This is a genomic window from Castellaniella sp. (assembly GCF_047971665.1).
GTDB lineage: Bacteria > Pseudomonadota > Gammaproteobacteria > Burkholderiales > Burkholderiaceae_B > Castellaniella.
Window position 1 is genome coordinate 106187 of record NZ_JBKEAA010000018.1, and the last position, 25200, is coordinate 131386.

The following is a 25200-nucleotide window of genomic DNA, read 5'->3' on the forward strand; positions in this document are numbered from 1 at the left end:
GATGGCTGCTATGACTTGTCCGGGATGCCCCAGTCCCTTTCGCCGACATGTTCGTGCAGGTGCTGCATGAATGCCTGCGTGGCGGGCGGCGGGCTGGCGTTCAGCCGGCTGTAGATGAAGAACTGGCGGCGAATCACCGGGTCCAGCAGCGGTCGCATGCGCAGGCCGTACAGATCCACCAGCGTCCGGGAATAGGGGAGCCCCGCCGTCACTCCCAGGCCCGCGCTGACCATGCTCAGCGCGGTGCTCATGAACGTCACTTCATGGCTCGGGTGGATGGCGGAAATGTTGGCCATTCGATACAGGTCCAGGGCCAGTTGGTCGGTGAACTGACCCTGCAGCGCGATCAAGGGGTAGCGCACCAGATCGGACCAGCAGATGCGTTCCAGCGATTCCAGCGGGTGTCCGGGCGGAAAGACGGCCATGAACGGCAGGTCGAACAAGGGGTCGGCGGCCAGATCGGTGAGGCCTTCGCGGTGGGGGCCGATGCTGATGTCCACCTCGCCGCGCACCGCCTGCGTGATGGCGCTTTCCACGGCGCAATCCAGCAGATGGATCTGGATGTCGGGATGTTCCCGGCGGAAGCTGGCGATGACCTCCGGGATCAGGGTGCTGGCCATCAGTTGTGGCGCGGCAATGCGCACGATGCCGCGCCGCAGGCGCTTGATGTTGTCGATGTTTTCCAGAGCGCTGTCCAGATCCCGCAGGATGTGGGTGGCGACCGAATGGAATTCCCGTCCGACTTCAGACAGCTGGATGCGCCGGGTGTTGCGATCCACCAGCCGCACGCCCAGTTGCGATTCCAGTTCCTTGATCAGGCCGCTGAGGGCGGATTGCGTGATGTGCAGGGATTCGGCCGCCCGGGTAAAGCCCCCGGTGCGGGCCAGCGCGGTGAAGGCACGGAGTTGGCGCAGCGTGATTTCCATCAGATTAACCTATGAATCAATCAATAAAAACTGTTGGAATGATAGCTTGAAACTGCGTTTAATGAAGCATCAATCACAAGGAGCGCGGCGCTGCTTTCAGGCGAACAGGCGCATCCATACAGGAGACCATGCCATGATTTTCACCTCTTGTGGTGAGCGCTGATGATCGAACGCGCCGCTCGCCTGATCGTCCGGGGTTTTGAAATTCTGATTGTCGCCTGTCTGGCCATCATGGGCATCCTGGTCTTCGGTAACGTCGTATTGCGCTATGCCTTCAATTCGGGCATCGCCATCTCGGAAGAACTGTCGCGCCTGCTGTTCGTCTGGCTGATCTTCCTCGGCGCGGTCCTGGCCTCGGCGCGGCGGATTCATATCGGTTTCGACACATTACAACGAGCAATCGGCCCCCGCGCACGCCGGGCGCTGGTGGTCTTCACGGGCGGCCTGATTCTGGCCGGCTGCGTCATCTTCATCATCGGCGGCTGGCGTCAGACCCTGATCAACATGGGCAATACCTACCCGGTCCTGGGCATTTCCTATGCCTGGTTGTACGGTACGGCGCTGGTGTTCGGGGTGACGCTGATCTTCCCGGTCTGCAACAACATCTACCGGGCATTGCGCGGCATCGACGATGGCTTGACCGAAGACCTGGCCGATCGCATCGAAGGCCTGGCCGACCGGATCGACGAGAAGACGGGTCGTGAGGCAGCCGGCGCGCAGGAGGCCGCTGCGGACGATTCCGGACGGCAACCAGGCCGCGAGACGGATGTGACGAAAGGAGACCGTTCATGACCGCGCTCGTCTTCATCGGCACGCTGCTGGGCCTGATTGCGCTGGGCCTGCCGATCGCCTTTGCCCTGATGTTCGCCGGTGTGGCGCTGATGCTGCTGGTCGGACAGTTCGACGCTCAGATCGTGGTGCAGAACGCGGTCGCGGGCGCCGACAATTTTGTGCTGATGGCGGTGCCGTTCTTCATCCTGGCCGGCGAGTTCATGAACGCGGGGGGGCTGTCCAAGCGCATCGTCGACATGGCCGGCGCCTTTGTCGGCCATCTGCGTGGCGGCCTGGGCTATGTCGCCATCTGCGCCGGCATTCTGCTGGCCAGCCTGTCCGGTTCCGCCGTGGCGGACACGGCGGCGCTGGCGGCGATCCTGGTGCCCATGATGCGTCAGGCCGGTTACGACCCTGCGCGCGCCTGCGGCCTGATGGCCGCCAGCGGGATCGTTGCACCGGTCATTCCGCCGTCGATCGGATTCCTGATCTTCGGTGTGGTGGCCAATGTCTCGATCACCCGCCTGTTCCTGGCGGGAATCGTGCCCGGCATCCTGATGGGGGTGTTCCTGACCGTGGCCTGGTGGTTCGTCGCCCGGCGGCAGAAGGCCGCGCTGGCGCCCCGGGTGCCCTGGCGCCGGCGCTGGCGTCTGCTGGGGCAGGGCGGCTGGGCGTTGATGCTGCCCGTCATCATCATCGGCGGCTTGCGTTTCGGGATCTTCACGCCAACAGAATCAGCCGTGGTGGCGGCGGCCTATGCGCTGTTCGTCGGTGTGGTGGTGTATCGCGAACTGAACTGGCGCAAAGTCTACGAATGCCTGCTCGCCACGGCGCAGACGACCTCGGTCGTGCTGTTGCTGGCCGCCCTGGCGATGGTGGCTTCCTACATGATCACCATCACCGATATTTCCGGTCAGGTCGGCGGCTGGCTGACCTCGCTGTCGGATCACCCGCTGGTGCTGGTCATCGCCATGATGGTGGTGGTGTTCTTTGCCGGGATGGTGCTGGACTTCATCCCCATCGTGCTCATCTTCACGCCGGTCTTCATGCCCATCATCGAGGCGGCTGATATCGATCCGGTCTATTTCGGCGTGATCTTCATCATGAATTGTTCGATCGGCATGATCACCCCGCCCGTGGGCGTGGTGCTGAACGTCGTCAGCTCCGTGGGCAAGGTGTCCATGGCCCAGGCGACGCGCGGCATCGGGCCGTTTCTGCTGGCACTGGGTTCGCTGCTGATCGTCCTGATCCTGTTCCCTGAACTGGTGACCGTGCCTGCCCAATGGTGGCGTTAGCACGGCGCCCCGACCGATTCCACCCAAGGAGACAACCCATGAAAATCCGTACTACGCTGCTTGTCGGCCTGCTGGCCGCAACCTTGTCCGGTTCCGCCTGGGCAACCGTCACCGCGAAATTCGCCGTGACGTTGCCGGAAAAATCCCACCAGGGGCAGGGCGTGGCCAAGTTCGTTGAGCTGGTCAAGGCCAAGAGCAAGGGCGAGATCGACATCAAGCCCTATTACAGCGGCGCGCTGGGCAATGATGTGCAGGTGACTTCCGCCCTGCAGGGCGGCACGATCGAATTCACCGTGCCGCAGACCACCACGCTGACGGGCATGGTCAAGGCCTATGAGATCCTGGATTTCCCCTTCCTGTTCAAGAACAGCCAGCAGGCGGAAAAGGTGCTGGACGGCCCCGTGGGCCAGAAGCTGCTCGAGACCCTGCCCGCGCACGGGCTGGTGGGCCTGGCATACTGGGAAAACGGCTTTTTCAACGCCACCAACAGCAAGCATCCCATCACCAGGGTCGAGGACTTCGAGGGGTTGAAGTTCCGTTCGATCCAGGCCAAGATCACCCAGGAAACCATCAAGGCCCTGGGCGCCAACCCGGTGCCACTGGCTGTGCCGGAGCTCTACACTGCGCTGGAGACGCGCACGATCGACGGCCAGGGGACGCCCAATGCCGTGATTGCCGCACTCAAGCTCTATGAGGTGCAGAAATATCTGTCCATCACGCGCCACAGCTACGGCGCCTTCATCCCGCTGGTCTCCAAGGCCTTCTGGGATAAGCTCACGCCCGACCAGCAAAAGATCCTGAAGGACGCCGCCGTCGAGGCCCGGACCTATCAGCGCAAGGTGGCGCGCGACCAGGCGCAGTCCGCCAAGGAAGCCATGGCCAAGCACGGCATGGAGATCAACGAGGTCAGCGAAGCCGAGCACGACCGGATGCGCGAACGCGTGCAGCCGGTCTGGAAGATGTTCATCCCCAGCGTGGGCCAGGAACTGTTCGACCAGGTCCAGGCCGAACTGAAGTAAGTCTGTCGCTGTGCGCGGGGCGCCGCCCCGCGCCCCCGGGCATGCCTCGGCGGCCCGGGCAACCGGAGTCCTCATGAAGCTTGCCACCTTGAAAAATGCGTCGCGCGATGGCCGCCTGGTCGTCGTGTCCCGGGACCTGACACAATGCGTCGCCGTGCCCGAGATCGCGCCCACTCTGCAGGCGGCACTGGACGATTGGGATGCTTGCCTGCCTGCCCTGCGCGCCGCCTATGACCGGCTCAATTCCGGGCAGGACGGGGCGGCCCGTCCCTTTGATCCTGCCGCCTGCCATTCCCCGCTGCCGCGCGCCTATCAGTGGGCCGACGGCTCTGCCTATCTCAATCACGTGGAACTGGTGCGCCGCGCGCGCAACAGCCAGGTCCCGGAATCATTCTTTACCGATCCGCTGATGTACCAGGGCGGTTCGGACAGTTTCATCGGTCCGCGCGATCCCATCATTGCCGACACGGAAGAGTGGGGCATCGACATGGAGGCCGAGGTCGCCGTCGTCACGGGCGATGTGCCCATGGGCGCGCGTCCGGCCGACGCCGCCGGCGCGATCCGCCTGCTCATGCTGGTCAATGATGTGTCCCTGCGTGGCCTGATTCCCGGGGAGCTGGCCAAAGGCTTTGGCTTTTTTCAGTCCAAACCGGCCAGTGCCTTCTCACCGGTCGCGGTCACGCCCGATGAGCTGGGGCCGGCCTGGCATGAGGGCAAGGTCCATCTGCCGCTGCGGGTCGAACTCAACGGCGAGCCTTTCGGCTGCCCGAATGCCGGCCAGGATATGAGCTTTGATTTTCCGCAGCTGGTCGCGCACGCCGCGCGTACGCGCCGGCTCGCGGCGGGCACCATCGTCGGTTCCGGCACGGTGTCCAACAAGCAGGGGGGGCTGCATGGTTCCAGCATCCGCAATGGCGGCGTGGGCTACTGCTGCATCGCTGAAGTGCGCATGTACGAGACCATCGAAGGCGGTGCGCCGGTCACGCCCTTCATGCGTTTCGGCGACCAGGTGCGCATTCACATGAGCGATGCCCGGGGCGAGGATGTTTTCGGCGTCATCGAACAGACGGTCGAGCGTCGCGCAGGAGCCTGAGCGCATGCTGGAACTCTATTCCTACTATCGCAGTTCGGCGGCGTATCGCGTCCGGATTGCACTGAGTCTGAAGGGGCTGGACTACCGGGTTATTCCGGTGCACCTGCTGCGCCACGGCGGCGAGCACCTCACAGAAGACTACCGGCGCCGCAATCCCGAGGGCCTGGTGCCGGCGCTGGACGATGAGGGCAGGATGCTGACGCAGTCTCTGGCGATCATGGAGTACCTGGAAGAGATGCACGGGCCCGCCCTGCTGCTGCCCGCCGACGCGCCGGGCCGTGCCCGGGTGCGTGCGCTGGCGTTGCACATTGCCTGCGATATCCATCCGCTGAATAATCTGCGTGTGCTGCGCTGGCTGGCGCATGAGCTGAACATCGAGCAGCCCGCGCGCAACGACTGGTACCGGCACTGGGTAGAACAGGGTTTCCGCGCGCTGGAAATCCAGCTGCAATCGCCCGACACAGGACGCTGCTGCCACGGTGACGTCCCCAGCCTGGCGGATTGCTGCCTGGTGCCCCAGGTCTATAACGCGCGTCGCTTCGAGGTGGATCTATCATCCTTCCCGGCGATCACGCGGATTGCGGCGCATTGTGAGTCGCTGCCGGCGTTCCGCGCTGCGCACCCGGACGCCCAGCCAGACGCCGAGTGACGAATCGATTTGTGACGGGCCGGTCGACGCAGAGGCGGGCCAGGGCCCGACGGCCCTGGCGCGCATTTCGCCGTCGCCGGCCGTGTTTTCCGGGAGACCCTCATGAGTGCAGCATCGTCCTTGGAATACCAGAGCGGGTTCGGCAATGAGTTCGCGACCGAGGCCCTGCCCGGTGCCTTGCCGGTGGGGCGTAATTCGCCGCAGCGGGCGCCCTACGGCCTGTATGCCGAGCAGTTGTCGGGCACGGCCTTTACCGCGCCGCGCCACACCAACCGGCGATCCTGGCTCTACCGGATCCGGCCGGGCGCGACACATGGGCCGTTCGAGCCGTCATCAGCGGGGGCGCGGTGGCTGAGTCGCTACGACGAGGCGCCCACGCCGCCGGACCCGATGCGCTGGGACCCTCTGCCGTTGCCCGATGCGGGGACCGCCACGGATTTTGTGGAGGGCATGGTGACGATGGGCGGCAATGCCGGGTGCGGCATCCATCTGTATGCGGCCAACCGCTCGATGAAGGATCGCTATTTCTATGATGCCGATGGCGAGCTGCTGATCGTGCCGCAACAGGGCCGTCTGGAGCTGGCGACCGAGCTGGGCGTGCTGTGGGTCGAGCCCCAGGAAATCGCGGTCATCCCGCGGGGCGTGCGGTTTCAGGTCAGGCTGCCGGATGGCGTGGCGCGCGGTTATGTGTGCGAAAACCCCGGCGCGCCCTTCCGGTTGCCGGATCTGGGCGTGATCGGTTCGAACTGCCTGGCCAATCCGCGCGATTTTCTTGCGCCGGTGGCGGCGTATGAGGATGTCGAGGGCGACTTCGAGTTGCTGGTGAAATTTCAGGGACGGTTCTGGCGCGCGCCTCTCGATCATTCCCCCCTGGACGTGGTGGCCTGGCATGGCAACGACACGCCGTACAAATATGATCTGCGCCGTTTCAATGCGATCGGTTCGATCACCTACGATCACCCCGATCCGTCGATCTTCCTGGTGCTGCATGCGCCCAGCGCCGTGCCGGGCGTCGATACGATCGATTTCGTGGCCTTCGTCCCGCGCGTCCTGGCGATGCAGGACACGTTCCGTCCCCCCTGGTTCCATCGCAATCTGGCGGGCGAGTTCATGGGACTGGTGCATGGCCGTTACGATGCCAAGGCCGAGGGGTTCCAGCCCGGCGGCGCCTCGTTGCACAACACCATGACGGCGCATGGCCCTGATGCGGGGACCTTTGCCAAGGCCAGCGCAGTGGACACGACCCAGGCCGACTACATCACCGACACCATGGCGTTCATGTTCGAGACGCCGGTGGCGATCCAGGTCACCCGTCAGGCCCTGGATTCGCCGCAACGACAGCGGGAATACTACCGTTGCTGGCAGGGGCTGAAGAAGCAGTTCGATCCGGCCAGACGATAAAGACGACCCCGGCGTCCAGCGATCGGCCGAGGACGATCCGGGAAGTCCGCCTCGCGGGCGGACCGCCGGGCCGGGCGGCGCCGTGCCCCCCGGTTGCCCGGCTTGAGCATTCAGCTCATTCTTTCCACGAATCCAGGTATCCCGGGACCTTGACGCCCTCCGGCAGGGTGTCGAGTTCCAGCGGGTAGCGTGAATCGATCATCACCGCGACCTCGTCGGTGTACTTGTGCTCCCCCTTGTTGTTGGCCGCGGCGGCTGCGAACGCCTTGGGGTGCGGGCCGTGATGGAAGCCCGAGGGGTGAAGGGTGAACATGCCGGGCTCGATGTTGTCGCGGCTGAAGAAATTGCCCTGGTGGTAGAAGATCGACTCGTCGAATTCGTCGTTGTTGTGATAGAAGGGCACCTTGAGCGCGCCCGGATCACTTTCGATGGGACGCGGAGCGAACGTGCAGACGATGATGGTGTTCGACAGGAAGGTCGCGTGCACGGTCGGCGGCAGGTGATAGCGGTCCGAGAGCAGCTCCCGGATATCGCGCCAGTTCAGCTTGACCGGGACGCAATCGCCGTGCCATCCGGCGGTGTCCAGGAAGTTGTACGGGAAGGTCACGGTCGTGACCTGTTGGCGGCGCTTGGCGCGCACCCGGGTCTCATGTTCGCCATACTGGGCCTTGTAGGCGTCATCGATTTTCGGCGTATCCAGCACGGCCAGATCGAATTGCGCGTGACGGCCGGTGATGCCGCGCTCGGGAATCTGGAACAGGTCTTCGGTGGCTTCGATGGTCAGGACCTCGTTGCGCACCGAGGTTTCCAGGCGCCAGGTCGTGCCGCGCGGGATGTTGATGTAGTCGCCTTCGCGGTAGCTCATGTGGCCGTAGTCGCAGAAGAACTCGCCCTCGCCCCGGTGGAAGAACAGGATCATGTCGCCGTCGCCATTGCGCGCCAGGTCCGGCATCGACACATCGAATTTCCAGAAACAGACCTGGGTTTGCCCGTTGTGCATGAAGCGCTGGGCCTTCCAGGGGCAGGGGGCGCTGTCGCCAAGGCGGTTCAGGTTCAGCAGGGTGAGGTCCATGGGGCCCTCCCACTTTGTCCAGCCCGTGGGTTTGTGCGTATGCAGGATGTGGCTGGCCGGGCCGAAGAAGCCGTTGCGGCCGTGCTCGCGCTCGTACAGGCCGTCCGGAATGTCGCAGTGGGCCTGGCGGGTGTAGATGCCTTCGGCCTTGGGAAAGGTGATCGGATTTTTCATCAGGGTCTCCGTGTGTTACGTAATAATTAACGGTGTTATCATTGAAGCAACGAGACCAATTTAAGGCCTGGCGAATCATGAGTCCAACAGTTTTTCCCCATGAATCTATCGGCCCGGCTTCTGAGGCGGAGGAGGGCTGGCCGGGTGTCATTCCGGGCATCCAGTCGGTGGAAGTCGGGCTGATGCTGTTCCGTCATCTGGCCGAAAGCGGTTCGCCGTGTGGCCTGTCGGAGCTGGCGCGACGCGCTGGCATGCACCGGGCCAAGGCCTATCGCTACCTGGTCAGCCTGGGACGTGCCGGCTGGGTCGGTCAGGACCCGCGCACGGGCCAGTACGATATTGGTCCCGCCGTGCGCGATCTGGCCCTGTCCTGGCTGTTACGCCAGGACCCCCTGCGGTTGGCTGCTGCGCAAGCCCGCACTCTCGCGCAGACACTCGGGGAAACCTGTTTCGTGGCCGTGCGCGGGCAGGGGGGCATCACCGCCATCCGGGTCTGCCAGCCAGGGCAGGGCGTGTCCGTCGGCGTGGCCGAGGGCGCCTTGTTCGATCTCGAGTCCTCGGCCACAGGACGGGTCTTCGCGGTCTGGCAGGATCTGCCGGCCAACGCGCTGTCCACCGCCTTGCGGCGTGAGATCCAGTCGCATGGCCTGGCGGTGGTCGAGGGCGAGCATGTGCCGGGGATCAATGCGCTCAGCGTACCGGTACTCGATGGTCAGGACCAGTTGCGGCTGGCCCTGACGCTGGTGGGGCATGCGGTGTCGCTGCCAGCTGATCCGTGCAGTCCGGCCGCAGCAGCGCTGCTGGCGGCCGGGCGGCGGATTTCAGAGGCGCTGGGCGGCTGAGGCATCAAGGGGGTCGGAGAATCGGCGTTAAACTTGAAGCATAAATTTTTCTCTGGCTGCATCACGGAGCAATCGACATGCGCGCAACCGTTCTTCATGGCGAGCGGGATGTCCGGTTCGAGGACGTCCCGGAACCCGCCATTCTCAAACCGACCGACGCCATCATCCGGCTGTCGGCCACGTGCATCTGCGGTTCGGACCTGTGGCCGTACCGGGGGCTCAACGACATTCGTGGACCGTTGCACATGGGGCACGAGTACTGCGGGGTCGTGGTCGAGGTCGGCAGCGCCGTCACGTCGGTCAGTCCGGGCGAGTTCGTCGTAGGTTCGTTCTGTCTGTCCGACAACACCTGCCCGCACTGCCGTTTCGGTTTTCAGTCGTCCTGTGTGCAGCGCGAGTTCATGACGGGGGCGCAAGCGCCCTTTGCCCGCGTGCCGCTGGCCGATGGCACCCTGGTGGCCCTGCCGGCGCACCCCGCGGATGATTTGATTCCGAGTCTGCTGGCCGCCTCGGACGTGCTGGGTACGGGGTGGTATGCCGCGGATGCCGCGCGCGTCAGGCCCGGCGCGACTGCCGTCGTCGTCGGCGATGGCGCGGTGGGACTGATGGGTGTGCTGGCGGCCAGGCAACTGGGCGCCGAGCGCATCATCGCCATGAGCCGCCACAAAACCAGACAGGACCTCGCCCTCGAATACGGCGCGACCGATATTGTGGTCGAGCGTGGCGAGGCCGGTGTGGCTCGGATCAAGGAGATGACCAGGGGAGTCGGCGCGGATTCCGTGCTGGAATGCGTGGGCACTGCCGAGTCGATGCAGCAGGCGGTCGGTGTGACGCGGCCGGGCGGGATGATCGGCTATGTGGGGGTGCCGCATGGCGTCCAGTTCGAGGGAAGCAAGCTGTTCGGCGCGCAAATCGGAATGCTTGGCGGTCCTGCGCCGGTGCGCCGTTTTCTGCCGCATCTGCTGGATCTGATCGTTCAGCGCAAGATCGATCCGGGCAAGGTGTTCGACCTGGCGTTGCCGATCGCCGACGTGGCCGAAGGCTACCGCGCCATGGACGAGCGGCGGGCCATCAAGGTGCTGCTGCGTCCTTGAAAAAAGATCCCCGCCGGGCGCATCGCCTCGCGGGGATCGGTTCAGTCATGGTCATGAACCCCGGTCATGTCGTCACGGCCGGGGAAGTGACGGCGTGACCAGGGCGGTGACAGCCTGACTTCCAGGCCGATCAGTCGATCAGTCGATCAGTTTCCAGTCGCCGTTGCGGATTTCGAGCATGCGGAAGGCGCTCAGATCCAGGCCCATGTGATCGGTCGGAGACATGTTCACCACGCCGCCCGTGCCGACATAGCCCTTGGTCTGTTCAATGGCATCGCGCACCTTGGCCTTGTCGGTGGTGCCGGCCCGCTTGACGGCATCGACATACAGCATCAGGCCGTCATAGGCGTGGCCGCCAAAGGTCGAGACCTCGGATTTCCAGCGGTTCTTGAAGGCTTCGGCATAGGCCGTGACCACCGGCTTCTGGGGATCATTGTCGGGCAGCTTGTCGGCAACGACCAGCGCGGCGCAGGGCAGGCGCACTCCTTCGGCCGCGTCACCGGACAGCTTGATGAACTCGTTCGAGCACACGCCGTGCGCGTGATAGAGCGGCAGGGACACATTCAGCTGTTTGTAGTTGCGGTTGACCAGGGCCGGTCCCTGACCCAGGCCGAAGACCAGCACGGCCTGGATGTCGGGCGTGTTCTTGATCTTGGTGAGCTGCGGACTCATGTCGGTGTCCTTGGGGCCATAGGTTTCATTGGCCACGATCTGGATGCCGTATTTGGGCGCGACCAGCTCCGACTCTTTTTTGCCGGACTGGCCAAAGCCGCTGGTCTCGCTGAGCAGGGCGATCTTGGTGTAGCCGCGCTTTTTCATGTCCTCGAAGACCTTTTCGGCGGCCATGCGGTCGGTGTGCGGGGTCTTGAACAACCATTTCTTGACCGGGTCGATGATCACGACCGCGCCCGCCAGAGAGATGAACGGCACGCCGGCTTTTTCGGCCAGCGGGTCCATGGACATGGTGGAACCGGTCGTGGTGCCGCCGATGATGACATCGATCTTGTCGTCGTAGATCAGGCGCTTTGCAAAGCTGTTGGCCTTGTTGGCATCGCTGCCGTCGTCGTACTGCACGAGCTCCACCTGACGGCCCAGCAGGCCGCCCGCCTTGTTGATGGAGTCGACATACATTTCCAGTGTCTTGACTTCAGGGTCGCCCAGGAAGGCGGCGGGGCCGGTGGCCGACAGGACTGAGCCGATCTTGATGGGGTCGGCCGCTTGGGCGGTGAAGCCGAAGGCGGTCAGCGCAAAGCCGGCCATCCAGCGCCAGGTTGATGGTTTCATGGTTTGTCTCCTTTGGTGTGTGTGTTCTCGATAATCATAGCGATACCCTGGCCCACACCGATGCACATGGCGCACAGGGCGTAACGGCCGCCGGTCCGACGCAGTTCGGCGACGGCGGTGGTGATCAGCCGGGCGCCACTCATGCCCAGCGGATGGCCGATGGCGATCGCGCCGCCATTCGGATTCACATGGGGTGCGTCATCGGGCAGTCCGAGTTCGCGCAGCACCGCCAGCGACTGGGCGGCGAAGGCCTCGTTCAGTTCGATCACGTCCATCTGTTCCAGATGCAGGCCGGTCAGGGCCAGCACCTTGCGGATCGCCGGCACCGGGCCGATGCCCATGATGCGCGGCGCCACGCCCGCCACGGCCATGCCCACGATGCGGGCGCGGGTCGTCAGGCCGTGCCGGTGCACGGCCTTGTCCGAGGCCAGCAGGACGGCGCAGGCGCCATCGTTGACGCCCGAGGCGTTGCCCGCCGTGACGCTGAGATCCGGACCGTTGATGCCACGCAGACGGGCCAGGACCCCGGCGGTCGTGTCTGGGCGGGGATGCTCGTCCGTATCGATGATCAGGTCATCGGCCTTGCGGCGCGGGATCCGCACCGGCACGATTTCATCGGTAAATCGGCCAGCCGCCTGCGCGCGCGTCCAGCGCTGCTGGCTGCGCAGCGCGAAGGCATCCTGGTCGGCGCGCGAGATGCCGAATTCCTCGGCGACGTTGTCCGCGGTCTCCGGCATGGAATGCGCGCCGTGCGCCTTGGCAAGGCGCGGATTGATGAAACGCCAGCCGATGGTGGTGTCGTACATCGCCGCTTGTCGCGACCAGGCCTGTTCGGCCTTGGCCACCACAAAGGGTGCGCGCGACATGGATTCGACGCCGCCCGCGATCATCAGATGCGCTTCACCGGCGCGGATGGCGCGGGCGGCCGTGCCGATCGCGTCCATGCCGGAACCGCACAGACGGTTGATCGTGGCGCCGGGCGCGGACAGGGGCAGGCCGGCCAGCAGCGCCGCCATGCGGGCCACGTTGCGGTTGTCCTCGCCGGCCTGATTGGCGCATCCCAGCAGGATGTCGTCGAGCGCCGACCAGTCGAGATCCGGGTGGCGCTCCATCAGCGCCTGCAATGGCAGCGCGGCCAGGTCGTCGGCGCGCACGTCGGCCAGTGCGCCGCCATAGCGACCGATGGGGGTGCGTACCGCGTCACAGAGAAAGGCGTCCATGGGTCTTTCCTCAGTTCTGTTTGGGACGTTCGTCGAACACGCGGCGGGCCTTGCCGGTCTGGGTACGCGGCAGTTCGCCGTAGCGCAGGACGGTGACCCTGGTGGTGATGCCGATGTTGGTCTTGATGTTGCGTTGCAGGTTGCGGACCGATTCCTTGATGGTCTCGGGGCTGGCGCTATTGGCGTCGTTCTGCAGTTCGCAGCGGATCTCGACTTCGTCCAGGAGGTTGTCGCGAGTGACGACGATCTGGTAGATGCCGTTGAAGATCGGGTCGCGCAGGATCTGCTCCTCGACCTGGGTCGGGAACACGTTCACGCCCCGGATGATCAGCATGTCGTCGGTGCGTCCCGTGATGCGGCCCATGCGGCGGAAACTGCGGGCGGTCGGCGGCAGCAGGCGCGCGAGGTCGCGGGTCCGGTAGCGAATGATGGGCAGGGCTTCCTTGGTCAGTGAGGTGAACACCAGTTCGCCTTCCTCGCCGTCGGGGACCGGTTCGCCGGTATCGGGGTTGATGATCTCCGGGTAGAAATGGTCTTCCCAGATCACCGGGCCGTCCTTGGTCTCGATGCATTCGGAGGCCACGCCCGGGCCCATGACTTCGGACAGGCCGTAGATGTCCACGGCGTCCAGTCCCAGCTTGCGCTCGATTTCCGCGCGCATGCCTTCTCCCCAGGGTTCCGCTCCGAAAATGCCGACCTTCAGAGAGATGTCCTCGGGGGCGATGCCCTGGTTGGCGAATTCCTCGGCGATGACCAGGGAGTAGGACGGTGTCACCATGATGATGTCGGGTTTCAGGTCCATGATCAGCTGCACCTGCTTTTCGGTCTGGCCGCCGGACATGGGGATGACGGTACAGCCGGCGCGTTCGGCGCCGTAGTGGGCGCCCAGCCCGCCAGTGAACAGGCCATAGCCGTAGGCGACGTGGACGGTGTCGCCGGCGCGACCACCCGCGGCACGGATCGAGCGGGCGGTCAGGTTGGCCCAGGTGTCGATGTCCTTCAGGGTGTAGCCGACCACCGTGGGCTTGCCGGTCGTGCCCGACGAGGCGTGCAGTCTGGCCAGGCGCTCACGAGGCACGGCGAACAGGCCGAAGGGATAGTTCTTGCGCAGGTCTTCCTTGGTGGTGCAGGGAAATTTGCTGATGTCCGAGAGGCTTTTCAGGTCGTCGGGGTGGACGCCGCGCGCATCGAATACCTTGCGGTAGTGCGGCACATTGTCGTAGGCGTGGTGCAGGGTCCTGCGCAGGCGTTCGAGCTGCAAGGCGGAAATTTCATCACGGCTGGCGGTTTCGATGGGTTCGAGGTCGCCTGCTTTGACGGTCTTTACGGGCATGGTGCTTGTCTCCTTGTCTTGTGATTCGATCGGGACCGGTGCTCAGGGAGCGCTGGGCGGCAGGGTGTCGGTCACCATGCCCTGGATACGGTGGGATTTGCCGCGAAACAACGCGATGTCGCGACTTTCGGTCAGGTTGTGGACCGTGATGTCGTAGACTCCGGTGCGTCCGCCCTGGGTCCGGGTCTGGGCATGGGCCTGCAGGCGGTCTCCTTCCCGGGCCGGCGCCAGAAAATCGATGTGGCAGGCCGAGGCCACCGTATTGTGGTTGTCGCTGTTGCAGGCGTAGGCAAAGGCGGTATCGGCCAGCGTGAAGATCATGCCGCCATGGCAGATGCCGTGGCCGTTGAGCATGTCGCTGCGCACGGTCATCGACAGCCGGGCACTGCCGGGGGCAATCGAGTCCAGGCGCATCTCCATGGCTTGTGCGGCACGGTCGCGGGACCACATGGCGGCGGCCACTGTTTCGGCCAGGGTCTGGGCAGCAAGGGTTTCATGCTTCATGGAATGATTTTCCTGAGTGGATGGCGGATTGCAGGGCGACACAAGGGCGGTAGCGTTCGCCGTCGCTGCCGCGCAGATGAGTCAGGACCGTACCGATCACGCGGGCGCCGATACGGTCGCACCAGTCCAGCGGGCCCAGCGGATAGTTCACGCCCAGCCGCATGGCCAGATCGAGATCCGGGGCGCTGCAGACCCCCTGGTGAACCGTGTCGGCCGCCTCGTTGATCAGCATGGCAACGGTGCGCATCACCACCATGCCGGGCGCATCCTGGATCGGGGCCACCTCGTAACCGGCCGCCTGGAGCAGGCCGATGGCCGCCTGGCGCGCGGATTCGGGGCATTGCCGGGCCGCAGCCAGCGGCAGGCAGGTGGCCGTCTCCGGATCCAGTGCCAAGTCCAGCAGCAGGGTCGCCGGCTGGTTCAGGTCGCTGGCCCGCCGGGTGGCGCTGCGTCCGTCGGTCAGATACAGGCGGGCGTCGCCCGCCTGGGCGACGCATCCGTCTTCGCGGGCCGGCGCCGTGTCGAACGCGACCTCATGGGCCCGCAGCCGGCTGGCCAGTGCCCGGGCCAGAGGGCCGTCGCCATGGATCGAAACCATTTTCGGGCAGGCTTGCGCGGGCGCCAGTTGCGGCGCAGGGGCGGGCGTGCCTTCACGGTAGTCGTGAAAACCGCGTCCGGACTTGCGTCCCAGGCGTCCGCCGTCGACCAGTTCCTGCTGCAACAGCGAGGGTTCGAAGCGTGGTGCATGGTAGAAAGCCGTCCAGACGCTGCGGGAGACGGCGGCATTGATGTCCTGGCCGATCAGGTCGGTCAGCTCGCACGGCCCCATGCGAAAGCCGCCGCAGGTCCGCATGATGTGATCCAGCGTGGCGGGGTCCAGTGCCTGTTCCTGCAGCAGGCGCAGGCCTTCGGCATAGAAGGGGCGGGCCACGCGGTTGACGATGAAGCCCGGCGTGGAGCGGGTGAGCACTGGTGTCTTGCCCCAGGCCGTCGCGGTGTCCGCCAGTGTCCGGGTCGTTTCCGCAGAAGTGTCCAGCCCCGAGACGATCTCGACCAGCGGCATGCGCGGCGCGGGATTGAAGAAGTGCAGGCCGCCCAGGCGCTCGGGGTGGCGCAGTCCCGCGCCGATGGCGGTGACCGGGATGGACGACGTATTGGTGGCCAGCAGGCAGTCGGTGGTCACGATCGATTCGAGCGCGCCGAACAGGGCCGTCTTGGCATCGAGCCGCTCGACGATGGCCTCGATGATCAGGCCGCAGGCGCCCAGATCGGTCAGGGCGTCGGCTGCGCACAGGCCGTTCAGGGCGGATTCGACCTGGTCGGCATCGAGCCGTTTTTTGGCGACCAGCGCGCGCAGGCCATGGCGGATACCGTCGATGGCCTGCGCCGCAGCCCCTGGCCGGGTGTCATGCAGGAAAACGGGGTGACCGGCCAGGGCGGCGACCTGCGCGATGCCGGCGCCCATGGTGCCGGCGCCGATCACGGCGACGGCGATGCGGGAATCCAGGGCTGTCATGGGTTTATTCCCCCGTGAAGCGGGCAGGGCGTTTTTCCAGGAAGGCGGCGACGCCTTCGGCATAGTCGCGGCGCCAGCCCAGCTCGCGCATGATGCCGGCCTCCATCGAAAGCTGTTGTTCCAGCGTGTGCGAGGCGGCGGCCTGCATGGCCTGCCGGGTGCGCACCAGTGCGCGGGTCGGCGCCTGGGCGAGCTGTGACGCCAGCCGGTCGATTTCGCCCGCGAAGGCCCCGTCGGCGATGCATGACCAGATCAGGCCCCAGTCGGCGGCTTGCCGCGCGGGCAGTTTCTCGGCCAGCAAGGCCAGGCCCATGGCTCGCGCCATGCCGATGCGCTGGGGCAGCAGCCAGGTGCCGCCGGTATCCGGGATCAGGCCGATCTTGCTGAAGGCCTGCAGGAAATAGGCGGATTCGGTGGCCACGACCAGATCACAGGCCAGGGCGATGGAGGCGCCGGCGCCGGCGGCGATGCCGTTGACCGCCGCCAGGGTCGGTACCCGCAGGTTCTGCAGCGCCAGGATCAGCGGCTTGTAGAAGCCTTCGACGGTGGCGCCCAGGTCCGGCGCCTGTCCGGTGCCGATCTGCATGGCGCGGTCGCCCAGATCCTGGCCCGCGCAGAAACCGCGGCCCGCGCCGCTCAGGACCAGGACGCGGGCGCTGGCGTCCTGCTGGACCTGGTTCAGCGCGTCGCGCACCTCGAGATGCATGGCTTCGGTAAAGCTGTTGAGCTTGTCGGGGCGCGCCAGGGTCAGGCGGGCGATGCCCCGTTCGATGGAAAACTGAATGTTCTGGTAGGTCTTCGACATGGACGGAGCCTCAGGGGATCATGGGAACAGGTCTCAGGTGTGGCTGCGGCGCTGGACGACCCGGAAGCGGTTGGCCACAAAGGCCGAATCCGCGTAGGAGGCATTGGCCGCCGGGTTGCCTCCTGTGCCATGAAAGTCGGAGAAGGCGGCGGACTGATTCACGAAAACGCCACCGGTCAGATTCAGGGACAGGGCCACCTTGGCCCGCCAGGACATCCGGATGGCGGCGTCCAGCACCGTGTCGCGGGTGCTGTAGACCGCCAGCGTCAGCGCGCCGTGCTGGCGGGTCAGGTCTTCGGACAGCGCCAGCGCGGCTTGCGTGTCGGCGGCGCGCACCAGGAAACTGATAGGACCGAACTGTTCCCGGGCGTAGTGCGCCGTGTCCTTTGCATCGCAGGCCAGCAGGACCGGCGTGCGCGCGCGGGCCTGAGGGAATTCTTCGTATTGCGGCGTCCTGGGCGCCAGCACGACCTGGCCCATCCCGCCGCGGGCGGCCTCGTCGATGCGCGACAGGGTGGCATCGGACTGGATCGCGCCCAGCACGGCCAGGGCGGTTTCTGGTTTGGACAGGAACTTGTCGATCGCCTGGGCCAGATCCTGCCCGACCTGCTCGAAGGTCTTGCGGCCCTGGTCGGTGTCGATGCCCTGCGCCGGCACGATGAGCGCCTGGGATGTCGTGCACATCTGGCCGGAGTACAGCGACAGCGTGAAGGCTAGGTTGCGCAGCATGCCCGCGTAATCATCGGTGGAGTCGATCACGATGCTGTTGACCCCGGCCAGTTCGGCGTAGACCTGCGCCTGACGGCAGTGATCCAGCAGCCACTGGCCAAAGACGTTGCCGCCCGTGTAGTCGATCGAGTGGACGTCCGGGTGGGTATACAGCGTGTGCGCGGTCTCGTGGTCGGGGGTCAGGCACAGCGTGACCAGATTCGGGTCCAGACCGTTTTCGGTCAGCACGGCGCGGATCGTGCGCACCGTGATGGCGGCGGGCAGGACGACGTGGCCGTGCGGTTTCAGGATCACGGGGTTGCCGGTGGCCAGCGCCGCGAACAGCCCCGGATAGGTGTTCCAGGTGGGGAAGGTGGCGCAGCCGATGACCACGCCCACGCCCCGGCCGACGATTTCATAGTGCTTGCGCATGACCAGGGCGGGGTGCTTGCCCTGGGGTTTTTCCCAGACGGCCTCGGCGGGGATGAACGACATTTCGCGCCAGGCGTAGGCCACGGCCTCCAGGCCCCGGTCCTGCGCGTGGGGGCCACCCGCCTGGAACGCCATCATCCAGCCCTGACCGCTGGTCATCATGACCGCGTGGGCGATCTCGAAGCTCTGGCGGTTCAGCCGTTGCAGGATTTCCAGGCAGATGCCGACGCGGCCCTCGGCGCCCAGCGCCTGCCAGGCCGGCATGGCCGCCAGGGCGGCCTGCACCAGCGCCTTGGGGTCCGATTGCGGATAGCGGATCCCCAGGGGCACACCATAAGGCGAGGTCTCGCCCTCATGCCAGCCGCATTGGCCCGGCTGGTCGATTTCAAATGGCTTTCCCAGATGCGCTTCGAAGGCGGAACGGCCGGCTTCAGGCGCGTCTTCGCCGTAGGCCTTGGGACTGGGAGATTCAGCAAAGGCCGACCAATAGCCTCGCATGGCAATGGTCTCGAGCGCGCGCTCGAGCAGGGGACGGTGCTGATCCAGCAGGGGGTGCGACATGAGGAGTCTCCAGTGCCGGCCGAGGTGGCGGCGATTTCTTTAGAAATACGAAACTTTTTATTTGATATCGATTAATGTATCACTTTCAGCAAGTTCCAATTCAATTAGGCTTAATTTATCTGTTTTCGTGATGGACTTATAAACTGATCGAATGATTAGTGAAATCAAGGGGCTTACAGGGAATTTATCTTAAAAGCCATGATGTGTATTGATTCTCACGGGAAAACCCCTAGGCTCTAAGTGATACAAATAAATTGACAAGATAGTTGTTTGCGTAACATGATTGAGCCGTGCCTGATCTGCATCGGGACAAAGGACCAGAACCCGTCCGCCCCTACCCCCTACATCCACCCCAAAGGAGCACACTCATGTCCAGCAAGGAACGCTTTTCGGACAAGATGGAATTTCCGCCCGAAATTGAACAGCCCAATGTCTATCCCCTGTCCTGGCGCCGCAAGACCCAGAAACTGCAAGAAGTCTGGGAAGCCTCGCTCAGGGAATACTGGGAACCTGAAAAACTGCCCTGGGATACGCTCGATCTCGACAGCTATTCCTGGGAAGAACGCGAATGCATCGCCTACTGGTGGACGCTGCTGTCGGTGTTCGACGCATCGGCCCCGCCGGTTTTCGCCGAGGCACTGATCAAGACCTACGAGGTCCACGAAGAGGACCCCGTGCGCAAATGCTTCTTCTCCGTCACCAGTGACGAGCAGAATCACGAGATCATGTGCGGTCTGTCGATCACCAAGCTGCTCGACCATCCCGATCCCCTCACTTATGAACCCAAGACAGACATCGGCCGCCGTCTGCAGAAAAACGCCAAATGGCTGTATTTCAACGGCGCCCGCTACTGGAATGGCTACAAGACCGCTGTGCCCAAGTACGACCTGGCGGTGTTGTTCAGTTCCTTCCTGATGGGGGAAATCGCCGCGGCCACCATCTTCAAGCAGATGTACGAGAATTCCCGCGAACCCGTGTTCAAGGAAGCCTTCAAGAACATCGGCCGCGACGAAGGCCGCCACATGGCCATCTGTATGGCCGTGATGGAACGCGACTATCCCGGCATCAGCGATGAACACAAGTCCATCGTCACCAAGCAGATTCGTGCCGGTTACCTGTTTCTGTCAGCCGTGCTGTACGAGCCGCCCGCCGATTTCTGGGATCTGCCTTCCGACTTCATCGCCAATCAGCGCGAAGCCGAGGAAATCGCCCGCAATGCCGGGTTCGGCATCCCCTCGCTCGAAGCCAAGCGTGAAAACTGGCGTCAGGCCATCATCAACCTGAAGGGTGTGCTGGATCACTACAACATCCCCTTCCCGGCCATTCCCGAGGTCGGCATCACCGGTCAGGAAATTTCCGACGTCGAAATGGATGACATCATCCCGGTGTTCTGATCTACTTTTCTGTAGCCCGGGCCCTATCGTCCCGCAGGACGGTCGGGCCCGCCTTGATTGAATATCCCCATTACGGACACGACCATGGCAAGCATCATCATTCAACCCTCCGGCAAGACCGTGGAATGCAAAGGCAGCGACACGGTACTGATGGCTCTGGAAAAAGCCGGCTACGCACTGCCCAACAACTGTCGGGCGGGCGCCTGTGGTGAATGCAAGGTCAAGGTGCTGGACGGCCAGTACGACCAGGGCATGGTGCTCGACATGGCGTTGACCGCGGAAGAGCGTCGTCTGGGCTACGGCCTGATGTGCATGGCCAAGCCGATTTCCGATGAATTGGTGATCGAATGGGGCACGGCCGATGCGCGGCCCAAACTGTTCCCGCCCCGTGAGAATGCGCTGCACGTCCTGATCGAGCGCCGCGAGGTGTCCCGGCGCACGCTGGAAATCCGCCTGCGCCCGGTGGGGCAGCAGATTCGCTACTGGCCCGGCCAGTATGTCACCCTGGGCGACGAGCGGGCCGATATTCCCCGGCGGGCCTATTCGATCGCCAATGCGCCCCGGCCCGATGGCGAGATCACCTTGCAGGTTGCGCGCGCCGACGATGGCGTCACCAGCGCCTGGATTCATGACAAGCTGCAGGTCGGCGACAGCGTCAAGCTCAACGGCGCCTACGGCACGTTCATCGGAGACCCGTCCGCGGATACCCCGGTGCTCTGTCTGGCGGCGGGTACGGGCCTGGCGCCGATTCTGGATCTGGCCGAGGCGGCCCTGCGGCGCGGCTACCGCAAAAAAGTGGATCTGATTTTCTCGGCGCGCACGGTCGCCGATGTGTATGGTCAGGGCATGATGGCCTGGTGGCGCACCAAGCATCGTAATTTCGACTATAAAATAACCCTCACGCGCGAACAGCGGGAAGGCTACCAGGAAGGCCGTGTCGACAAGATCCTGCCTGGCCTGTACCCCGACCTGTCCGCGCATAGTATTTTCATCGCGGGCAGCCCGGAATTCGTGGATGCCTGCGTCGCGGCGGTCAAGTCGCTGGGCGCGAATGACGAACTCATCCACAAAGAGGGATTTTTCGCCATTCAGAACACCCGAACCGACGGCCGTCAATCCTGAACCCCATGCGCCGACCGCCTTGATCCCCGCCATCCAGCATCGTATCGATCGTTTCCGTCAACAGCAGCGGGTGCGTGCGGGTTCACTGATCATGTCGGTGTTCGGCGATGCCGTGCTGCCGCGCGGCGGACGGATCTGGCTGGGCAGCCTGATCAAGCTGCTCGAGCCGCTGGATCTGAGCGAACGGCTGGTGCGCACCTCGGTCTTTCGCCTCAGCAAGGAAAAATGGCTGCGGGGCGATACCCACGGACGGCGGGCCGAATATGTGCTGACCGATTCCGGGCGCCTGCGCTTTGAAGAAGCCTCGCGCCATATCTATTCGTCGCATGCGCCGATCTGGGATCGCCGGTGGCGCCTGATCCTGGTCGTCGGCGAGCTTGATGCCCGGCAGCGGGACCGCCTGCGCCAGGCCCTGCTGTGGCAGGGATTCGGGAGCCTGAGCGGGGATTGTTTCGTGCATCCCTCGACTCATCTGGAGGCCGTCTACGACACCCTGGAGGCCGATGGCCTGGGCGAGATGCAAGGCAGTCTGCTGCCGCTGTTGGCCGCCGACGCGCGTATCACCCTGACGGCTTCCGATGCCGATCTGGTGGCCCGCGCCTGGAATCTCGAACGGCTGGCCGAGTCCTATGCCGCGTTCGTGGAAGACTATCTTCCGATCCTCGCGGAGCTGAGGCGTGACCGCAGTGTCCGTCTGGAGCCCGAGGAGGCCTTTCTGGCGCGGGTGCTGCTGATCCACGACTATCGCCGCCTGCTGCTGCGCGATCCCGAACTTCCCGAGGTCCTGTTGCCGGCGGGCTGGCCCGGCCGGTCGGCGCGCATGGTGTGTCGCGAGCTGTACCGTCGGCTGGCCGAGCCTTCCGAGTGGCATCTGGATGCCCATATGCGCCTGGCCGACGGCACGATGCCCGAGCGGCTGGAAAACGGCTTCGAGCGCTTCCCTTCCGACGATCCCCTGGTTTCGATCTCGCTCTGATCGCAGTCACGCGCCGATCGCGCGCTGGACAGCCCGCGCCTGCGGCGCGTGTTCCCCGTCGAGCGCAATTCTCCGTTGATCGCACGCGTCCATTGACCGGTTTCGACCATGGATCGAGGATCATCCAGGGGCGGTTTGCGCCGCAATGATACAAACAAAAAATAAAACCAGGAATTTTCGTAGTGCTAAAAGCCCTCTCGATTCAGAGGTTGATCCGATGAGTGGATGAGATGGACTTCCAGTTGGATTGATGGTTTTCCCCAATGAGTGTGGGTTTACTCATCAGTCCCCTTGATCATCGAGCGCAAGTCCTCTATGTTTGCTTTGATACTAAATCGTATGATTAAAAAATTCATTTGTAATGCATTGGGGCCGGAGACCCTCCGCAGCATGAGGAAAAACTCCGGGCCCGGGCGAGGAGACATGCCGTGCAAGCGGAATTCCTGCAATTTCTGTTCTCGGGCCTGACGGTCGGCGCGACCTATGCCCTGGCCGCCCTGGGCTTCAGCCTGATCTACAACGCCAGCCATGTGATCAATTTCTCTCAGGGCGAATTCATCATGCTGGGCGGCATGCTGGCGGTGTTCTTCATTCAGGCGGGGCTGCATTGGGCCCCGGCCTTTGCGCTGGCCGTGCTGCTGCCGGCGCTTGTCGGGGTGATCCTCGAAAGATTCGCCATCGAGCCGGTCAAGGACGCCGATACCGTCACCCTGATCATCATCACCATTGGCGCCTCGCTGGTGCTGCGTGGTCTGATTCAGGTCTGGCTGGGCAAGGGTGCTCACAGCCTGCCGCCCTTTTCCGATCATGCGCCCCTCTCCATCCTGGGGGCCACGCTGCAGTTCCAGAGCTTCTGGGTGTTCGGTGTGACGGCCGTGGTGGTGGCGCTGCTCTGGTATTTCTTCAGCCGCACCCTGACGGGCAAAGCCATGCTGGCCACGGCCTACAACCGGGTTGCCGCGCAACTGGTGGGCGTCAGCACCGGCTGGGTCCTGCTCATGAGCTTCGCGCTGGCGGCAGCGCTCGGCGCGCTCGGCGGAATCCTCATCACGCCCATCACCCTCACATCGTATGACGTAGGCATCATGCTGGGGCTGAAGGGCTTTGTCGCCGCGGTGGTGGGCGGCCTGGGCAGCGGCCTGGGCGCCGTGGTCGGCGGTCTGCTGGTCGGTGTGCTCGAAGCCATGGGCGCGGGGTACATCTCCTCGGCCTACAAGGACGCGATCCCCTTCGTCCTGATTCTGCTGATCCTGTTCTTCATGCCGCGCGGCCTGTTCGGCGGCCTTTCCACGGAGCGGGTGTGATCATGCGTCGACGTTCTCTCATCGGTCTCGCCATCCTGACCCTGGCACTGGTCGCGGCGCCTTTCCTGGTGCCCAACAGTTACTACCTGGACATCGTCATCCGCATGTGCATCAATGCCGTGATCGTGCTCAGTCTGAACCTGCTGATCGGCTATGCGGGCCAGATCAGCCTGGGGCATGCCGGCTTCGTGGGCCTGGGGGCCTACGCCTCCGCGGTGCTGCCCAGCCATTTCGGCTGGCACCCGCTGCTGGCCCTGGTGGCCGGGGCGGTCGGCACGGGCCTGCTGGCGCTGCTGGTCGCGCGGCCGATCCTGCGGCTCAAGGGGCATTACCTGGCCATGGCGACGCTGGGCCTGGGCATCATCATCAACATCGTGATCCGCAATGAGGCGACATGGACCGGGGGCCCGGATGGCATGCCGGTGCAATCCATGGAACTGTTCGGCTTCGACCTCATGCGCGACATCCAGTGGTACTGGATCGTGGCGGTCATCCTGCTGCTGAGCGTGTGGGGCGCGTTGAATCTGATCGATTCTCCGTTCGGCCGCGCCCTGCGGGGCCTGCATGGCTCGGAGATCGCCGCCCAGGTCGTCGGGGTGGACGTGCCGCGCTACAAGACGGCCGTCTTCGTGCTGTCGGCGGTCGTCTCCAGCATCATGGGCAGTGTCCTGGCGCATTACGTCGGCTTTGTGACGCCCGAGATCGCCAATTTCTTCCATTCGATCGAACTGGTCACCATGGTGGTGGTGGGTGGCATGGCGTCGGTCTTCGGATCGGTGCTGGGCGCCGTCCTGCTGACGGCGCTGCCGCAGGCCCTGGTGACCTTCGAGGGGTGGGAAATCGTCGTGTTCGGGGCGATCCTGATGCTGTGCATGATTTTCCTGCCGCGCGGCCTGGTGCCGACCCTGGCGGCGCGTCTGCGCATGGAGGACTGACATCATGGCATTGCTCGAAGTCGATCGCCTGTCCATCCAGTTCGGCAATGTCCGCGCGGTTCAGGACGTCAGCTTTTCCGTGGATGCGGGCATCGTGTATTCCGTCATCGGCCCCAATGGCGCCGGCAAGACGACCCTGTTCAACCTGATTACCGGCGTCTACCGGCCGACGGCGGGCGCGGTCCGCCTGGACGGCCGCGAGATCCAGGGCCGCACGCCCTTCGATCTGGCCCGCCGGGGGATGGCGCGCACCTTCCAGAACCTGCAGGTCTGGATGAACATGAGCGCCCTGGAAAACGTCATGGTCGGGGCCCACCTTCACCTGGACGGCAGCCTGTTCAAGGCCTTGCTGCGCACTCCCGGGCTGCGGCGCCGTGAGCAGGCGTTGCGCGAGGAGGCCGCCGGCCTGATGGAATTCGTCGGCCTGGAATCCTATATCCGGTCGCGCGCCGACAGCATGCCCTACGGCGCGCTCAAACGCCTCGAAATCGCGCGGGCGCTGGCGATGAAGCCGCGTCTGCTGTTTCTCGATGAACCGGCTGCCGGACTCAACCCCAAGGAGACCCAGGAGGTCGACGCCCTGGTGCGCCGGATCGCCGAAACCGGCGTGACCGTCGTGCTGGTCGAGCACGACATGAAGATGGTCATGAACCTCTCGGACCGGATTCTGGTGCTGGACTACGGCAAGCGGCTGGCCGAGGGCTCGGGGCCGGAAGTCCGCCGCAATCCGGACGTGATAGCGGCCTATCTGGGCGGTCACGCCTGAGCGG

At 64.5% G+C, this 25200-nt stretch carries 23 protein-coding genes; 14 read left to right on the forward strand and 9 right to left on the reverse strand.

Features of this window, described 5'->3' with window-relative positions; genetic code table 11:
- Positions 1-8: 8 nt before the first annotated feature.
- A complete protein-coding gene (locus ACK5JE_RS07215) occupies positions 9-926 on the reverse strand; it encodes a LysR family transcriptional regulator (protein WP_416801014.1) in 918 nt (305 codons plus the stop codon).
- A gap of 162 nt (positions 927-1088) precedes the next feature.
- Between ACK5JE_RS07215 and ACK5JE_RS07220 the strand changes: the two genes are divergently transcribed.
- The 6 genes from ACK5JE_RS07220 to hmgA all read left to right on the forward strand — a co-directional run bounded on the left by ACK5JE_RS07220 (position 1089) and on the right by hmgA (position 7154).
- Complete coding sequence (locus ACK5JE_RS07220; protein ID WP_416801015.1) at positions 1089-1718, forward strand: TRAP transporter small permease; 630 nt, start codon at positions 1089-1091, stop codon at positions 1716-1718.
- Positions 1715-2992 (forward strand): TRAP transporter large permease, encoded by a 1278-nt coding sequence (locus ACK5JE_RS07225; protein ID WP_416801016.1) that lies wholly within the window; start codon positions 1715-1717, stop codon positions 2990-2992. The genes ACK5JE_RS07220 and ACK5JE_RS07225 overlap by 4 nt, the downstream gene beginning before the upstream one ends.
- Before the next feature lie 38 nt (positions 2993-3030).
- A complete protein-coding gene (locus ACK5JE_RS07230) occupies positions 3031-4011 on the forward strand; it encodes a TRAP transporter substrate-binding protein (RefSeq protein WP_416801017.1) in 981 nt (326 codons plus the stop codon).
- Positions 4012-4084: 73 nt separating this feature from the next.
- Positions 4085-5104, forward strand: a complete 1020-nt coding sequence (locus ACK5JE_RS07235) for a fumarylacetoacetate hydrolase family protein (protein ID WP_416801018.1) — start codon at positions 4085-4087, stop codon at positions 5102-5104.
- 7 nt (positions 5105-5111) lie between these two features.
- On the forward strand, positions 5112-5753 hold the full coding sequence (maiA, locus tag ACK5JE_RS07240; protein ID WP_416801080.1) for a maleylacetoacetate isomerase: 642 nt from the start codon (positions 5112-5114) through the stop codon (positions 5751-5753).
- A gap of 102 nt (positions 5754-5855) precedes the next feature.
- The gene (gene hmgA, locus ACK5JE_RS07245; RefSeq protein ID WP_416801019.1) at positions 5856-7154 is read left to right on the forward strand and encodes a homogentisate 1,2-dioxygenase; all 1299 of its coding nucleotides are present in this window, start codon (positions 5856-5858) and stop codon (positions 7152-7154) included.
- 115 nt (positions 7155-7269) lie between these two features.
- On the opposite strand, the gene ACK5JE_RS07250 is transcribed toward hmgA, so the two are convergent.
- Positions 7270-8400, reverse strand: coding sequence for a homogentisate 1,2-dioxygenase (locus ACK5JE_RS07250; RefSeq protein ID WP_416801020.1), 1131 nt, complete (start codon positions 8398-8400; stop codon positions 7270-7272).
- Positions 8401-8477: 77 nt separating this feature from the next.
- Here ACK5JE_RS07250 and ACK5JE_RS07255 point away from each other — a divergent pair, with 77 nt between their 5' ends.
- Both ACK5JE_RS07255 and ACK5JE_RS07260 read left to right on the forward strand, forming a co-directional pair.
- Entirely contained in the window at positions 8478-9242 is a 765-nt protein-coding gene (locus ACK5JE_RS07255) for an IclR family transcriptional regulator (RefSeq protein ID WP_416801021.1), read from the forward strand.
- A 77-nt stretch (positions 9243-9319) separates the two neighbouring features.
- Positions 9320-10336, forward strand: coding sequence for a zinc-dependent alcohol dehydrogenase family protein (locus tag ACK5JE_RS07260; RefSeq protein WP_416801022.1), 1017 nt, complete (start codon positions 9320-9322; stop codon positions 10334-10336).
- A gap of 138 nt (positions 10337-10474) precedes the next feature.
- Here the strand turns inward: ACK5JE_RS07260 and ACK5JE_RS07265 are convergent, their stop codons facing one another.
- From ACK5JE_RS07265 to paaN, 7 genes are read right to left on the reverse strand one after another with little or no spacing between them, the layout of a single operon-like run.
- Positions 10475-11620 (reverse strand): ABC transporter substrate-binding protein, encoded by a 1146-nt coding sequence (locus ACK5JE_RS07265; protein ID WP_416801023.1) that lies wholly within the window; start codon positions 11618-11620, stop codon positions 10475-10477.
- Positions 11617-12840: a 3-oxoadipyl-CoA thiolase gene (gene pcaF, locus ACK5JE_RS07270; protein WP_416801024.1), complete on the reverse strand. Its 1224-nt coding sequence runs from the start codon at positions 12838-12840 to the stop codon at positions 11617-11619. The genes ACK5JE_RS07265 and pcaF overlap by 4 nt, the downstream gene beginning before the upstream one ends.
- Before the next feature lie 10 nt (positions 12841-12850).
- Entirely contained in the window at positions 12851-14173 is a 1323-nt protein-coding gene (gene paaK / locus ACK5JE_RS07275) for a phenylacetate--CoA ligase PaaK (RefSeq protein WP_416801025.1), read from the reverse strand.
- Positions 14174-14215: 42 nt separating this feature from the next.
- Positions 14216-14677: a hydroxyphenylacetyl-CoA thioesterase PaaI gene (gene paaI, locus ACK5JE_RS07280; protein WP_416801026.1), complete on the reverse strand. Its 462-nt coding sequence runs from the start codon at positions 14675-14677 to the stop codon at positions 14216-14218.
- Positions 14667-16193 carry a 3-hydroxyacyl-CoA dehydrogenase gene (locus ACK5JE_RS07285; RefSeq protein WP_416801027.1) on the reverse strand — a complete coding sequence of 509 codons (1527 nt, stop codon included), beginning with the start codon at positions 16191-16193 and terminating at the stop codon, positions 14667-14669. The genes paaI and ACK5JE_RS07285 overlap by 11 nt, the downstream gene beginning before the upstream one ends.
- Before the next feature lie 4 nt (positions 16194-16197).
- Positions 16198-16998, reverse strand: a complete 801-nt coding sequence (gene paaG / locus ACK5JE_RS07290) for a 2-(1,2-epoxy-1,2-dihydrophenyl)acetyl-CoA isomerase PaaG (RefSeq protein ID WP_416801028.1) — start codon at positions 16996-16998, stop codon at positions 16198-16200.
- A 33-nt stretch (positions 16999-17031) separates the two neighbouring features.
- Positions 17032-18699, reverse strand: a complete 1668-nt coding sequence (gene paaN / locus ACK5JE_RS07295; RefSeq protein ID WP_416801029.1) for a phenylacetic acid degradation protein PaaN — start codon at positions 18697-18699, stop codon at positions 17032-17034.
- 368 nt (positions 18700-19067) lie between these two features.
- Between paaN and ACK5JE_RS07300 the strand changes: the two genes are divergently transcribed.
- From ACK5JE_RS07300 to ACK5JE_RS07325, 6 genes are all read left to right on the forward strand, one after another.
- Positions 19068-20093 (forward strand): hypothetical protein, encoded by a 1026-nt coding sequence (locus ACK5JE_RS07300; RefSeq protein ID WP_416801030.1) that lies wholly within the window; start codon positions 19068-19070, stop codon positions 20091-20093.
- 84 nt (positions 20094-20177) lie between these two features.
- Positions 20178-21215 carry a 2Fe-2S iron-sulfur cluster-binding protein gene (locus tag ACK5JE_RS07305; RefSeq protein ID WP_416801031.1) on the forward strand — a complete coding sequence of 346 codons (1038 nt, stop codon included), beginning with the start codon at positions 20178-20180 and terminating at the stop codon, positions 21213-21215.
- Positions 21216-21234: 19 nt separating this feature from the next.
- Positions 21235-22191, forward strand: coding sequence for a phenylacetic acid degradation operon negative regulatory protein PaaX (gene paaX / locus ACK5JE_RS07310; RefSeq protein WP_416801032.1), 957 nt, complete (start codon positions 21235-21237; stop codon positions 22189-22191).
- 428 nt (positions 22192-22619) lie between these two features.
- Complete coding sequence (locus ACK5JE_RS07315) at positions 22620-23495, forward strand: branched-chain amino acid ABC transporter permease (RefSeq protein ID WP_416801033.1); 876 nt, start codon at positions 22620-22622, stop codon at positions 23493-23495.
- A 2-nt stretch (positions 23496-23497) separates the two neighbouring features.
- Positions 23498-24430: a branched-chain amino acid ABC transporter permease gene (locus ACK5JE_RS07320; RefSeq protein WP_416801034.1), complete on the forward strand. Its 933-nt coding sequence runs from the start codon at positions 23498-23500 to the stop codon at positions 24428-24430.
- A 4-nt stretch (positions 24431-24434) separates the two neighbouring features.
- A complete protein-coding gene (locus ACK5JE_RS07325; RefSeq protein ID WP_416801035.1) occupies positions 24435-25196 on the forward strand; it encodes an ABC transporter ATP-binding protein in 762 nt (253 codons plus the stop codon).
- The last annotated feature ends 4 nt before the right edge of the window (positions 25197-25200 follow it).

Excerpts from the sequence above, each read along its gene's own strand:
- paaK (WP_416801025.1), bottom strand. The coding sequence starts at position 14,173 with ATGCCCGTAAAGACCGTCAAAGCAGGCGACCTCGAACCCATCGAAACC.
- ACK5JE_RS07230 (WP_416801017.1), top strand. The coding sequence starts at position 3,031 with ATGAAAATCCGTACTACGCTGCTTGTCGGCCTGCTGGCCGCAACCTTG.
- ACK5JE_RS07220 (WP_416801015.1), top strand. The coding sequence starts at position 1,089 with ATGATCGAACGCGCCGCTCGCCTGATCGTCCGGGGTTTTGAAATTCTG.
- ACK5JE_RS07265 (WP_416801023.1), bottom strand. The coding sequence starts at position 11,620 with ATGAAACCATCAACCTGGCGCTGGATGGCCGGCTTTGCGCTGACCGCC.
- ACK5JE_RS07250 (WP_416801020.1), bottom strand. The coding sequence starts at position 8,400 with ATGAAAAATCCGATCACCTTTCCCAAGGCCGAAGGCATCTACACCCGC.
- ACK5JE_RS07325 (WP_416801035.1), top strand. The coding sequence starts at position 24,435 with ATGGCATTGCTCGAAGTCGATCGCCTGTCCATCCAGTTCGGCAATGTC.
- paaI (WP_416801026.1), bottom strand. The coding sequence starts at position 14,677 with ATGAAGCATGAAACCCTTGCTGCCCAGACCCTGGCCGAAACAGTGGCC.
- paaG (WP_416801028.1), bottom strand. The coding sequence starts at position 16,998 with ATGTCGAAGACCTACCAGAACATTCAGTTTTCCATCGAACGGGGCATC.
- ACK5JE_RS07285 (WP_416801027.1), bottom strand. The coding sequence starts at position 16,193 with ATGACAGCCCTGGATTCCCGCATCGCCGTCGCCGTGATCGGCGCCGGC.
- pcaF (WP_416801024.1), bottom strand. The coding sequence starts at position 12,840 with ATGGACGCCTTTCTCTGTGACGCGGTACGCACCCCCATCGGTCGCTAT.
- ACK5JE_RS07305 (WP_416801031.1), top strand. The coding sequence starts at position 20,178 with ATGGCAAGCATCATCATTCAACCCTCCGGCAAGACCGTGGAATGCAAA.
- ACK5JE_RS07255 (WP_416801021.1), top strand. The coding sequence starts at position 8,478 with ATGAGTCCAACAGTTTTTCCCCATGAATCTATCGGCCCGGCTTCTGAG.
- hmgA (WP_416801019.1), top strand. The coding sequence starts at position 5,856 with ATGAGTGCAGCATCGTCCTTGGAATACCAGAGCGGGTTCGGCAATGAG.
- paaN (WP_416801029.1), bottom strand. The coding sequence starts at position 18,699 with ATGTCGCACCCCCTGCTGGATCAGCACCGTCCCCTGCTCGAGCGCGCG.
- ACK5JE_RS07320 (WP_416801034.1), top strand. The coding sequence starts at position 23,498 with ATGCGTCGACGTTCTCTCATCGGTCTCGCCATCCTGACCCTGGCACTG.
- ACK5JE_RS07225 (WP_416801016.1), top strand. The coding sequence starts at position 1,715 with ATGACCGCGCTCGTCTTCATCGGCACGCTGCTGGGCCTGATTGCGCTG.
- ACK5JE_RS07235 (WP_416801018.1), top strand. The coding sequence starts at position 4,085 with ATGAAGCTTGCCACCTTGAAAAATGCGTCGCGCGATGGCCGCCTGGTC.
- ACK5JE_RS07260 (WP_416801022.1), top strand. The coding sequence starts at position 9,320 with ATGCGCGCAACCGTTCTTCATGGCGAGCGGGATGTCCGGTTCGAGGAC.
- ACK5JE_RS07215 (WP_416801014.1), bottom strand. The coding sequence starts at position 926 with ATGGAAATCACGCTGCGCCAACTCCGTGCCTTCACCGCGCTGGCCCGC.
- ACK5JE_RS07300 (WP_416801030.1), top strand. The coding sequence starts at position 19,068 with ATGTCCAGCAAGGAACGCTTTTCGGACAAGATGGAATTTCCGCCCGAA.